The following is a 14,057-nucleotide window of genomic DNA, read 5'->3' on the forward strand; positions in this document are numbered from 1 at the left end:
TTTGGCTTACTGATTGACTTAGATGATAACCTATGGGGTTTATTTGATAACCACCTCATGCTTGTCCATTAAAGCACCTTGACTGTATAGTTCACATTCGACAGTTGTTAGGTCAGGTATTTCATCTGCAATAGTATGTTGATAGAGATTTTCTGAATTGGCAGAGATAAAAACCGGCGTTGTGTATATTTTGACAATCTTTTCATCTTTAAAATATGAGTATTTTAATATACCTTGTCGCTCAGTATCATAACTATTACGAATAACAATATCTATGCTTCTGTTGGCCATATGAAATACTGAACCATACTTGATGCTCGACATAAATAGTTTATTAACACACAATAAACTAGAGCCCCTTAACAAACTCTTACACTGCTCTTGTTCTGATGCATCTTTGATACAAAGTTCCAGGTTATTGGCAAGCCCTGACTCATTCAAAAATGGTGTCAGGTTAAAATAAAGTGTTCCATCGGCAAAAGTGCCTTGAACGACTTTATGATTATTAACATTCAATGAGCTAAGATGTAAACCATCATCAAATGTTAAAAGATATATCTTTTCTGAGTCTATTTCTAAATCAAAATGCTTGCCGTAAATAGTGCTATTGTTATCAACAGATTTTGTAGCCACAACAGTCCATCCTTGTCCAAATACTATGTCTCTATCAAAACGATAATCACTGTTACACGACAATAATATAGCCAATGTCATAAACAGCAATAATTGGCCATCTATCGTTTTTCTCTTTTTGAATAAGTCCATTGTGGATACTTTTTACTCAATAACTAACTTCTGACTATAGCGTTCTTCACCTTCTTTTATCACAGCCACATACACTCCACGCTTAAGGTGAGAAACAGTAATATACTGCTGCTGACTCATTATTGGCTGATTTAGCAGCATTCGGCCTGATATATCATATAACTCTATTACCCCTTGTACCTGCGAATGAGTTGTTTGAACGAGAAACTTACCACTTGCTGGGTTAGGAGAAAGACGAAATTGAGACGCACTAATCGACGGTAAACCGACATATCGTCCACTGCGATTAACTTTACGACTAAATTCATAAACTTGCATGGCTACACTCGATACATATCCTCCGTTATCTGGAAACTGAAGGGTAACGGTATTTATTGATTGCAGCAAATCCACTGGCACCTCAACCTCAAGTAAGCCAAAAAAGGATTCACGTTGCAACTGGTCATCGCCTCGATAATTGGCCTCCACATTAACCTTCGTTCCATTAAAAAGAACCGTTGGATACACCTCTTTATCTAGCGCACGACCAATGCCGATGCGTAGTATTGCTTCTCCTTCTGTTACTGCTTCAATATTGTTAAAACTATACTCGATATCTGCATTGGCAACAATTGGTTTCAATAGTTCAGTAGCGTAATATTTCGTTTCGTCTGATGTTTCTGAAACAGCAATATCTTGTGGATATACACATTCGACAATAAGGGTACCTTCTATGCCTATTTCAAACAAACCAGGTATTTGAGCATGTGTTTCAGCATCCAATACAGGCTGGTTATTACTCAAGTACAAATGCTTTACATTAACCTCTGCTGGAACTTGTGCAATACCTTCAAAATTGAGTTCTACATTAAACTTCTTCTCTAAATCAAGGCTATTAACAATAATGTACGCTCTATTTCCGTACACATAACAGTCACTAATAATATCCTGATGGTTCGGTCGTGAATCAACACGCGTTCCTTTTACATCAGACCAAAGCTGATATGTCTTAACCATATCTGTATAAACCCACTGGCCTGAGTAGCTTGCAGGCTCATTTGCCTTTCGCATCAAACGATGGTTATATGCCTGATTTTTTGATGCATCGTATCCCCATTCTGCCTTTACCGGTAGAAAATTGATGGCTTTGGTCATAAGATTTGGACGGGCCATAAACTGCAACATCATGGTGTTAACTGATTTCATATGCAACCAATCGCGGTACGGTGTCCATTCTGAATCGAAATCATGCATCTGCGCTCCAAATTCAGATACTAGAAATGGTTTTGCAACTCCAAATTTCAGATAGCTGTATTGTTCGATCATATCAAGCGTTGCTTCCATCTGAGCTCCTTTACGATAACGCTGCTTACCATTAAAAGCTGGAAAATCATAAAAGTGCATACTCCAGAAATCCATCTTTTCACCTGCAATATCCATAAATAACTTCCACCGTTCTTCCCATTGCTGAAAGTTGTTTTTTTCCAAATCGGGAAACGCCACACAATAACCACCAACTTCAATGATATCGTTGTACTTTTTAATCTCATCAGCCACCGCATTATGAAAGCGAAATACTTTTTCTGGTTGCTCATTACCATAATCAACCAAATGCCAAAGCGGTTCATTTATAACCTCTACGTAATTAGGACGTTTTTGCCCTGTGACACCGCCTGCCCCAAAAAAATCTCTTATAAAGCGCCCCATGTACTCACCTGTGGCGGTTCCAAAAGGTTCAGTTTCGGTATCGGTTTGAGAAAATGCCCAGCCAAGTTGAGTGTTTTGTCCATCGGGCCAAAACGGATGTAATTGAGCACACATTACCTGATCATTATATTGCTCAAAAACATGTAGGCTAGTCTTACTGGCAAATTGATTTTTAACGTAATCACCTTTATTAGTGATACTTGTTGGATTTGCAAATCCAGGACGTGAAGCATCCTCGCTAATCTGGTTATTGAGCCACCAGGTAATACCACCCGTATTACGCCCCATATAAACGTCATAACCTTTAAGAAAATCACTTCGCAAATCTGCCAATTCATTATCACCATCCCACTCTTGCTCTGTAATATCGGCATGAATACATACAAATTTACTACGGTCAAACTCTGAATTATCACCAACCGTGTGTTTCATATCGAGGTTAACATCCACCACCACTTTATCGTATGTTTGGGCATAAAGCGACCAGCCAATGATTAGCAGGGCTAATCCTGTTATGTATCTTTTACTAAACATTTTCTTGAGTTTCTGGATTCAAAAAAAAGAAAGGAGGCTGCCTATTACAGCCTCCTTGTATTAATTACGGTCTGGCTTCAAGCTCAGATATGGTCAGGTTATCTAAATAAAACTGAGAATTTACGGTACTACTATTGTTATATCCCCTAATAAAGAAGAAATAATCGCGCGTATCACCTACATTCCAAATGGTTTTCACATACGTCCATTTACCTTCCGGGAAATTTTCATCGAAGAAATAAGCCAGCTCTGCAGACCAGTTGTCTGGATAGAAACGTAAATCCGGCACCCATCCGTCACCTGTATCAGCATTACCTTTTTGCTCAAAGTAAATCCAGATACCAACTTCGTAAGCCTTACCACCTTCCAGGTTAAATGTTACCGGTGCACCACCTTTCTGATAATTGAAAATAGCGCCATTCACCATGTCAATGTATAAACTTTTAGTTCCATCGTAGGCCTTAGCATTTGTTACTTCCGAAGTAAAGTTTTCAAAGCCACCCCACCATAGGTTCGGCCAATCGGCTGATGTGGATGTTTCAAAACTATAATCGTAATCTGTCTTAGGCATAATATTAGCTAAGCCAACAAACCGAACATCTAATGCATCAAATGTCTCAACAATGACATCATCAGCTGTTTCAAGGGTGCCTATTGAACTATCGTAACTTACTTTTATTTCATCGGTATTGTACAAACGACTCGCTAATTCAATAATCACCACATTATTATCCAAAGCATCGTATGATATCTTTTTAATAGGAATATCAACCACATTACCTTTATTTACAATGTCAATGGTAAACGCTGCAGGGTTGCAAGCAGATGGGTCTTTAAGGTCACGACTAAACTCTAACATTATTTCTTTGTTACGAGCCGATTCACTGGTTAACCCAATCAATTCAACCGGATCATCTGTGGGTAAAACATTAATTAAATCAGTATACAATAGGGTATCCATACCAAACTCGCTGGAAGCAATCAATCGCAAATCATGATTGCCAACACTTCCTACACGTATGTCGATAGGATCGCCTTTATACTCGCGCATTGCTCCATTGGGTTTTACCAATTGCCATCGGTAAGTATCAGGTTTTCCCAGGCTGTAGTCACCGGCTTCGCAAGTGATAAAACGACCAGCTTCTACTTCATTTGCCGCACCATTTTCCATGGTTAAAGGAGAACTATCCTCGGTGCGATAAGCTACATAACCGGCCTTAACGCTATCCCGCACTTCAATAGTGATGGTGCTTTGCTTTTCTTTACTTCCAGTATCCTCATCGCCAACAAATACATTACTGTTGTATATTTGTGCCAACTCAACATTGGTAAAATCATTAGGCTTTGTAAAAATAACCGACACTACATCTTCATTAGATGAAGTAATGGTATTACCGTTTAAATCCAAGGTTCCTTCAGGAAAGGACCATTCACGCGTTACAACACCTCTTGAAAGGTCAATCAATGTCATTTCGCTATTGATTTGCATGGTTTTATTCTTTAATCCAAATGATGTAGTAACATACGCATGACTTGGATCGGACGTTGGAGCTTCGTAGCTATCGTCGCAAGCACTTAAAGTAAGTGCCATTGCTCCAATAAAACCTCCTATATATTTTAATATCTTATTCATAATTCAGAAAACTAATTGATTATAAATTTTTGTTCGATTGACTTTCCAGATTTGGAATTGGTAAGTAATCATGCTCAGCACTGCTGTAGTTAGACAATGGCTTTTGCCAATCTGGACGTACACGCTCATTCAGATACAATGGATAAGTACGCTCTATTTCCGGCTTCATTTTCCATTTAGCTTCTGCTTCATCATAGTACATCATTTTATCTGTCAATTTTGCTTCGTCAGCAGCTCGTGTACTAATAATGTCACCCATCATGCCCCAGCGAACCAGGTCATACCAGCGATGACCTTCAAAAGCCAGCTCTAACGGACGCTCTACCATGCGAATATGACGCAGCAAAGTTTCGGCAGATAATGCTTCTACCGGATGTGAAGCTAAATTATTAGCATAACGCGAAATGTGTAATTGTGGAATACCCCCCATATTATCGATGTAATGCTGCAATGATAAAACACCAGCTCGTTCTCTTACTTTTTCAACATATTTTAATGCTTCGCTTGTGTTACCTGCATCTTCCAATACAGCCTCGGCATACATCAGATACACATCAGCCAATCGGATATGACGGAAGTTAATACCTGTACGTGCTGCATTTTCTGAATCCTCTGCATTGGATTTGTACCAATTCGTATACTTTTTAACTTTTGCCCCCTGACCAAAAGCCATATTTGCTTTGGCTTTAATCTCATCTCCGTTCTCATCAACTTTATTAACTAGTGGAGCATTATAATAGGTTTCATCGGTATCCCAATTGGCATTACCATCACGCTCATTAAGTACTACCACCGAAGCATAGGTGCGTTGTGATACAAAACGTCCGAGGTTAGATGGATTAGAAACATCCATTGAATCTCCTACGATATATAGCTCCTGCAACCAATAGGTTGGCAAACAAGTGTTGTATCCACCTGCATATATACTAGAAAAATTACCTGCTATAGCGGTGGCTTCAGAACCTGCTACGTCACCTACATCATCCTGACGATCACCTGGTGTACCTACTTTATAATTATCAGAGAAGGCTACCTCAAAAATTGACTCTGAATTAAATTCACCTTCGGTTGTAAAGTTTGACATATAATCATCCACCAAAGCGTATAATCCTTTATCATCGGCCTCATCAATTACCATTTTAAAGTATTGAGCCGCTTTGTTCCATGCTTTGTCGTATAGATATACTTTACCTAGTAAGGCGGTTGCTGCCCCCCAGGTTGCGCGGCCTAAATCACCTGCATCTTCCCATTTTTTTGGAAGGTGTGTCATAGCATATTCTAAATCAGAAATAATAAATGCGACAATGTCTTCGCGCGAGCTTAATCCTTTGTGCAACTCCACATCGTCAAATACCAACTGATCGTGCAATACTGCATCACCATACGAGTTACTTAACCAGAAATAGCAGATAGCTCTTACAAAACGAGCCTGTGCTAAAATCAGGTCTTTCTCTCCCTCTGTTAAAACATCTGTTGCTTCAGTGTAGTATATCACTTGATTAGCACGGTAAATGCCTGTGTAGAGATTTGACCAGTGATTGACCACAAAATCATGCGCATTGGTCCATTGCATATTTGAGAAGGCACTATGGATAGCATACCAGCTCTCAGAGCCAGCCAAATCAGAACGCATCATATTCATAACAATGCCACCTCCACTTACGTTGTGAAATTGTAAGGCACTATACATTGCATTTTGCGCTTTTTCAAAATCAGCCTTTGTCTGCCAGAATGTATCTGTTGTAATTGCGTTAGGATTGGACTGATCAAGTAGTTCGTCTTCGCAGCTCGTAAACAATAAAGCTGAAAAGCATAACGCAATTGTATATCTTAATAAACTTTTCATTTTTCTACAATTAATTGATTAAAAGTCAACTTGTATTCCCATTAAGAACTTACGAGTAACCGGATAAGTTCCTTTATCAATACCACGAGTAGAAATACCGTTTCCACCAACCTCTGGGTCATATCCTTCGTAACCAGTAAAAGTTAAAGGATTTTGTGCCGTTACATAAAATCTGATATTATCCATTTTTCCCTTAAGTACACGCTTTGGCACAGTGTAACCCAGGGTAAAGTTCCTTACACGCAGGAATGTTCCGTCTTCAAGAAAATAATCGGTTCTAGTTCTCCAGTTATCATGCTCAGAACCTACTCGACCGGATGGAATGTCAGAGTTTGAATTAGCAGGTGTCCACATATAATATAAATCTTTGTGGCGGTTCATTGAGTAAGCAAATAGTTTTGCACCATTATAAACCTCATTGCCATGCGAATAATATAGTTGTAATGAGGCATCAAAACCCTTATATTCTGCAGTTAAGATCATACCTGCTTCAAAGTCTGGCATACCCGACCCCTGATAGACTCTATCATTATCATCAATCACACCGTCTTTATGGGCATCTAACATACGAACATCTCCCAGTTGTGCCGTTGGAACCAAGTTACGATATTCATCTAACTGCTCTTGGGTTTTGATAATGCCATCGGTTGGAATCAGGAAAAAGGCTCCTGCCTCGTAGCCCGGACGCATATACGTTGTCACATCTTGCTGCACTGCTCTCCAGTTACCAGGTTTACTATCTTGTAAAGCAATCTCATCCATTAAACCAAGATCAGTCACTTCGTTAACATTCTTGGTGAATGTACCTGTTACTGACCAGTTAAAACCACTAGCGGTACGGTGCTTGTAGGTAGCTGCAAGTTCAAGACCTTTATTCACCATGTTACCCACGTTACTCATTTTTGACTTATATCTTCCTGAGTAATCATGTGCTACGTTAGTACCAGCCGAAGGAGGCAACAACACAGCTAATAACATGTCTTTTTTATCGTTTTGATAAACGTCAGCTGTAAAGCTAAACTTACCACCAAACATTAATAAATCAATACCAATGTTACGTGATACATTCGTTTCCCATTTAACATCCGGGTTGGCATAACCGCGTTGAATAGCTCCTGCTCCTAGTTCATCATCATCTTCACTACCCCATATGTAATCTATATTTGGGTCGATAGTCGTTTGATACAAATACGAAGGAATTCCTTGGTTACCCACTTCACCATAACTAGCTCTTAACTTCAGGTTATCGATTGAAGTGACATTTTCCATAAAACTCTCCTCGCTGATATTCCAACCCACAGAAGCTCCTGGAAAATTAGCATAGCGATGGCTCGAAGAAAAGTTAGACGATGCATCACGACGAATACTTGCACTAAATAAATAGCGATCGTCGAAGTTATATTGAACCCTTGCCAATTTACCCACAATGCGGTGATCGGTATTGCGACCTGTCATCGCTGTCATGGTCTTACCACCATCGTAGACCTTAATGCTGTTATCAATAAAGTCACGCTTTTCAGTAGATACGGCTTCACTATCGGTTGTTTCAATCGTGTAACCTAATAAAGCTGAAACGGTGTGCTTATTAAAAGTCTTTGTATAATTAACAACATTCTCCATCGTATATTTAAGACTGTTGTTAAAGTCGTTGCGCAATATGGCTTCCTGACGACTACCTAACTCATTCAGGTTACCATCTTGGTCATAAACCAATAATTGGGGCTGCCAAAAGTTACGCTTGTAGTTCCAGTAGTTCATACCCAGGTTAAGCTGGTAGCTTAAGCCTTCGATAATTTCGTATTTAAGATTGGCCGAAACATTATAACTATTTTCGACGCGGTCATCTTCTTGTGTTAATAATTTAGATAAATAACCTACGTGATCAGGGTTATTTCCGGGTACCTGAACACTATTTCCATTTGTTGGCAGATCGCCCAATGGTGGTCGGTAAGGCCCCTGGAACATAGCGAATTCGTATAAACCCCATGGTTCTACCTCTTTATTGGCATGCATAATACCGACACTAGCAAAAGCACTAAATTTACCTTTTTTTAAGGTGGCATTGGCACGTGTTGTAAAACGGTCGTAACCCGACTGACGCAAAATACCATCCTGACTAAAATAGTTAGTATTTAAATTAAAGGTTAAATCATCTTTACCGCCCGAAAGTGTTAAATTATAGTTTTGAATTGCAGCATTATCATTCTGTATAGACTCTACAAAATCAGTGTCGTAATCCAAAGCATTTGGGTTAAACGATAAGATTGGTGAACCATCGCCCCCAGCTGCTAATTGTACCTGCTCATCAACATAAAGGTGCTCTTTTGTAGTTAACAGAGGCGTACCCGAAGTAATATTTTGAATACCATAGTACGATGAGAAACTTACTTTTGTTTGTCCAGCCTTACCTCTTTTAGTAGTAATTAAAATAACACCATTTGATGCTCGCGTACCATATACAGCCGCAGCTGCGCCATCTTTTAAGATGTCAACCGTTGCAATATCTTCCGATGCAATATTTGGATTGCTGTTATATGGAATTCCATCAACTACATATAATGGTTGTGTATCACTGGTTATCGAACCTAAACCTCGAATCTGGATATTAGCCTGGTCACCCGGTCGACCACTGCTCTCAGTTACATTAACACCAGCTACCTGTCCCTGCAATGTTTTGGTAAAGTCAGATGCCACCACTTTGGCCATTTCTTCTGACTTAATTTGAGCAACTGCACCTGTTAATTCTTTTTTCTTCTGAACACCGTAACCAACAGCTACCACTTCATCCAAAGAAACCATATCGGCTTGTAACGATACACTCAAAGTTGCACCGCTTACTTCAACTTCCTGACTAATATACCCGATAAAAGAAAAAACAACGACTGTTCCATTATCGGCTGCGATAGAATAATTACCATCAATATCGGTAATAGTACCCGTTGTTGTTCCTTTGACATATACACTTACCCCAGGTATTGCTTCTCCTGTTTCGGCATCAGCCACTGTACCACTCACAGTTTGCTGCGCTAACAGAATGTTACCTGTGGAAAACAGCAATGCAAGTATCAGCATTATCCGCCATGCATTTGTTTTCATTTTTTTCATTGCACTTTAGTTTTAGTTATTCTTTAGTAAGATTTTTTAACAACTATTGTTAGGAGCAAGCAACTCCAAACAACCACTTACAAATCTATAGTGTCAAAAACGAGTTTACCGTTGGTGAATAATCCATTTAAAGGTACGCAAATGTATACAATGTTGGCATTTGAAAACAAAGAGTGCATATTTGATAACTATCTTAAGTTCCTTTACATGAGGAAACTTCGCTCAAGTACATTATCTTTATGCTGTCAACAAATCAGTTATTGAAATTATCTACGAACCTAAATTAATTAACGTGCAATTACGTCCTTTTATTGGTTTAATCTTCCTGTTTATTTCAATAGATATTATACCTATTGAAGCAACTGCGTTCTCCGAATTTAAAATCCGCAATCTGGTTGATATCCCTGAGAATGATGTCAATTGTATATATAGCGATTCTAAAGGCTTTATGTGGATTGGTACTTTGGACGGTCTTCATCGTTACGATGGCTATTCGTACAAAACCTACCGCATTGATAATTCTGGCATTAGCAGTAATATGATTATTGCCATTGATGAAGATTCTCAAGGCAATATCTGGATAGGAACCTATGGCAAAGGCATTTGCAAACTCAACCCTCGCACCGAGGTATTTACCAACTATGTTGATTCAGAAGATAAATACGATCATAACATAACCAATGATATTTCAGCACTATTGGTTGATAGCAATGATTATATATGGGTAGGTAACTGGATGGGAGCCTCCCGGGTTAAGATGGATGATCAGATGGAGTACGTTCTTGAAGTTAAACCTCTTGATTTGCTTCAGGAGGATACTCCTACTGACAAAGGTGCCAAAGTAATCTTTGAGGATAAAGACCAAAATATCTGGATTGGCACCAACATTTATACCTATCGTTGCAAAACTCCCTATGGGAATCTTTCTCAAGAAGATTTTGATGTATTTGGATGTAAAGCTGATGATATAAGTGATTTTGAGAATGGTGTTATTGCAGCAGGGCTTAATTTAAATGCCATTGTAAAAAATGAAACAACTAACGCTCATGAGCTAAAGCCAATTAACCAATCAGAAGCCATCAAGGTTATCTACCACAATAATACTATTTGGACCGGGCACCGTGATGGCATCCAATGCTTACAAAAGAATAATAATAATATTTGGACAAGTGTAAAACGAATCTCCCATAACTTTTCAGAAGAAACACTTAGCAGTAATATTATTACTTGGCTGACAAAAGATAATTTAGGCCAGATATGGGTAGGAACACGTGGAGGTGGTGTGAATATTATCAGCCCAAAGCCAGAGCGTTTTAAACATTACAGGCATACACCGCACAAAGGCTCAATTGCTAATAACCTGACAAGAAGCATTTATGAAGATTCTTACCAAAATCTATGGATTGGAACAGAAGAAAATGGAGTTAGTGTTTTGCCTAATAATCAGAATTATAGCAACGGCTTTAGGCACATTCGGGTAAATAACACCAACCACGAAAACCGGGTGTATGCCATTGAAGAAATGCCAACTCCTCATTCAACCCGTTACAAAAGCATCATCTGGTTAGGAGCCAGCTATCCTATTAACCTTGTTGCTGTTAACCCTCAAACCCTTGAACCCATCACATTTCCTGGAGCCATTAACGACATTGGTTTTGTGTTTTCGCTTGAAGTAGAAAATGATTCTACCCTTTGGGTAGGCACATACAACAATGGTTTATATCGCTTTATAACTGATAAAGAGGGTGTTATCAAACATCGACAAAACTTCACGCCTAATACACCATCGGCCATTTCTTCCTTTATTATCCGTAGCATACTAAAAGACAGTAAAGGCAACATTTGGATTGGAACTGACAAAGGCCTGAATAAAATACCACATAACGAAACGCACAAAGACAATCCTGTTATAGAAATCTATACATCAGGGGACGACGAGAAACATTTGAACCACGACTATATTTTACAGATTATGGAGGCCGACAATAGCATTATCTGGATTGGCACTATGGGTGGCGGTTTGATTAAATACAATGAAAACCCTAATAGTGGTGATTATGCCTTTTCGTCGGTTACAACTCGGGATGGTTTGCCCAATAACTCTATAAAATCAATTGTCGAGGACGAAGAAGGCAACCTATGGCTGGCGTCCAACAAAGGCTTATCGAAATATAATCCCGCCGATGGTAGTATCATCAATTTTGATAAGAGCGATGGATTACAAGAAAATGAATTTTCAGAAATTGTTGGTTTAAAACGACAAAATGGTGAACTGGTATTTGGTGGCATTAATGGCTTTAACACATTCTACTCCAAACAATTTGATATTGACAAAACAGAGCCCAAACTTTTCTTTACCGACTTTTTAATTCTGAACCAAGAGGTTAATAGCGGTGATACAATTGGTAATAAAATAATCCTTAACGAAGAAATTGAATATACAAAAGAGATTGAACTTGATTACAAGCACAATAGTTTCTCAATTGGTTTTGTTGGTGTGCACTACAACGCACCTCAAAAACATAATTACCGCTATATGCTAGAAGGTTTCGACAAGGAATGGTACAAGGCCTCGCCCGAATACCGTATAGCTAAATATACCAACATACCAGACGGAACCTATACATTCAAAGTAATGGGCTCAAACAGCGATAATATCTGGAGCAGTCAGCCCATTGAAATTAAAATTCGGATCAATCCACCACTCTACCGAAGCAACAAAGCCTTTGCTCTTTATACCTTGCTGCTTGGTCTTTTAGCCTTTTTTACCTATAAGATAGCTAAAACCGTATCACAGCGTAAGCGCGACCTCCTGCTGGCTAATGTTGAAAAAAACAAGGTAGAAGAGATATCAAAGGCAAAACTGCAGTTCTTTACAAACATATCTCATGAGTTCCGAACACCTTTATCGCTGATTTCAGCACCATTAGAGCAATTGATAACTGGTGGCAAGCAAATGCCTGAAGACAAACAAGAGTATAACCTTAAAGTGATTAAACACAACGCCGGCCTGATGATGAGGCTTGTCAACCAACTGCTTGATTTCAGAAAACTAGACCAGAATAAGCTGCGTTTAAAACCATCGAAACAGAATATTAACGATTTTCTGGAGAATATTTTCTCGGCCTTTGAGCTATTGGCCAAACAGCGAAACATCAATTATCAGTATAAATCTATTACTTCAATGACCGATATATGGATTGATGTTGAAAAGATGGAAAAAGTGGTTTATAACATCTTATCCAACGCCTTCAAATTCACACCGGATTGCGGTCAAATCATATTGAAAGCAGATATTAATACAGATAAAAAACTATATACAATTAGCGTTTCAGATACAGGCTCAGGCATTCAGGCTAATGAATCGGAGCATATTTTTGAACGCTACTACCAGTCAAGTGGCAAGAGTAATGTAGGTGGCACTGGTATTGGTTTAGCACTTTCAAAAGGTATTGTTGACCTGCACAAAGGAAAGATTGGTTTTAAAGCGAATAATCCTCAGGGCACTATCTTTTTTGTTGAGATAAAAGCCGGTAATGAGCACTTGCCTCAAGAAGCGCTGACCTCTGAACAATTAAGCCAACAAATATTGATGCCTGAATATGAGACGATGCAGAAAACCATTGATATAGAGGAAGTAAATAGTGCTCAAACCAGTCAACACAAACTATTGATTGTTGAGGATAACTACGAGCTTCGAAAACAATTAAAGGACATTTTCAGGAGCGAATACCTTGTAATTGAAGCTGACAACGGAAAGATTGGTATTGAACAATGTATACAGCAGCAACCTGATATAATTATCAGCGATGTGATGATGCCTGAGATGGATGGGATTGAAATGTGTAAGCATATTAAGCAAGATGAAGCTACCAGCCATATTCCTGTTTTATTACTAACCGCCAAAAACACCGATGATACACGGGTAGATGGTTATGAAATTGGCGCCGATGGCTATCTGGCAAAACCTTTTAACATCAATGTACTAAAGGCCAGGCTTAAATCATTAATGGACAACCGTGAGAAAATGCGCTTACGTTTCCAGAAAGACATTGAGATTAACCCTGAGATTATTTCCAATACACCTGCTGATACGCGATTCCTTGAGAAAATTCTAACTAAAATTGAAGAAAATCTATCAGAATCAGAATACTCCGTTGAACAATTGGCTGAAGACTATGGTGTATCGCGCATCTACCTAAACCGCAAAATAAAAGCGCTTACCGGAGAAACCACCAACCAGTTTATGCGAAATATCCGCCTGAAACATGCTGCCGAACTACTTAAACAAAATAAACTCAACATTTCCGAAGTCACCTGGAAAGTAGGGTACAATGACTTACGAACCTTCAGAAAACGTTTTAAAGAGAAATTTGGGATGAGTCCGTCGGAATATGCAAAGCAGTATAAAGAGTAGTGGTAGTTGCTATTAACACTTTATTATCCTTTAGATTTATTATCTACCATTTATCTCCAATACTTTACTGA

At 38.8% G+C, this 14,057-nt stretch carries 6 protein-coding genes; 1 reads left to right on the forward strand and 5 read right to left on the reverse strand.

The features are described from left to right. Positions 1-39: 39 nt before the first annotated feature. The 5 genes from KDU71_RS00575 to KDU71_RS00595 form a co-directional block, all read right to left on the reverse strand. Positions 40-765, reverse strand: a complete 726-nt coding sequence (locus tag KDU71_RS00575; RefSeq protein WP_212187945.1) for a hypothetical protein — start codon at positions 763-765, stop codon at positions 40-42. Between the two features lie 12 nt (positions 766-777). Further along, positions 778-2,985, reverse strand: coding sequence for a T9SS type A sorting domain-containing protein (locus KDU71_RS00580; RefSeq protein WP_212187946.1), 2,208 nt, complete (start codon positions 2,983-2,985; stop codon positions 778-780). 64 nt (positions 2,986-3,049) lie between these two features. Continuing rightward, positions 3,050-4,618 carry a hypothetical protein gene (locus KDU71_RS00585; protein ID WP_212187947.1) on the reverse strand — a complete coding sequence of 523 codons (1,569 nt, stop codon included), beginning with the start codon at positions 4,616-4,618 and terminating at the stop codon, positions 3,050-3,052. 19 nt (positions 4,619-4,637) lie between these two features. Then, positions 4,638-6,464, reverse strand: coding sequence for a RagB/SusD family nutrient uptake outer membrane protein (locus KDU71_RS00590; RefSeq protein WP_212187948.1), 1,827 nt, complete (start codon positions 6,462-6,464; stop codon positions 4,638-4,640). An 18-nt stretch (positions 6,465-6,482) separates the two neighbouring features. Beyond that, complete coding sequence (locus KDU71_RS00595) at positions 6,483-9,569, reverse strand: SusC/RagA family TonB-linked outer membrane protein (protein ID WP_212187949.1); 3,087 nt, start codon at positions 9,567-9,569, stop codon at positions 6,483-6,485. A gap of 292 nt (positions 9,570-9,861) precedes the next feature. On the opposite strand from KDU71_RS00595, the gene KDU71_RS00600 reads away from it, so the two are divergent. Then, positions 9,862-13,986 carry a two-component regulator propeller domain-containing protein gene (locus tag KDU71_RS00600; protein ID WP_212187950.1) on the forward strand — a complete coding sequence of 1,375 codons (4,125 nt, stop codon included), beginning with the start codon at positions 9,862-9,864 and terminating at the stop codon, positions 13,984-13,986. Positions 13,987-14,057 lie beyond the last annotated feature (71 nt).

The sequence above is a fragment of the Carboxylicivirga sediminis genome, assembly GCF_018156225.1.
GTDB classification, from domain to species: domain Bacteria; phylum Bacteroidota; class Bacteroidia; order Bacteroidales; family Marinilabiliaceae; genus Carboxylicivirga; species Carboxylicivirga sediminis.

Bases quoted from the DNA above. Each gene is read 5' to 3' on its own strand.
- KDU71_RS00575 (WP_212187945.1), bottom strand. From the start codon at position 765: ATGGACTTATTCAAAAAGAGAAAAACGATAGATGGCCAATTATTGCTG.
- KDU71_RS00580 (WP_212187946.1), bottom strand. From the start codon at position 2,985: ATGTTTAGTAAAAGATACATAACAGGATTAGCCCTGCTAATCATTGGC.
- KDU71_RS00585 (WP_212187947.1), bottom strand. From the start codon at position 4,618: ATGAATAAGATATTAAAATATATAGGAGGTTTTATTGGAGCAATGGCA.
- KDU71_RS00590 (WP_212187948.1), bottom strand. From the start codon at position 6,464: ATGAAAAGTTTATTAAGATATACAATTGCGTTATGCTTTTCAGCTTTA.
- KDU71_RS00595 (WP_212187949.1), bottom strand. From the start codon at position 9,569: ATGAAAAAAATGAAAACAAATGCATGGCGGATAATGCTGATACTTGCA.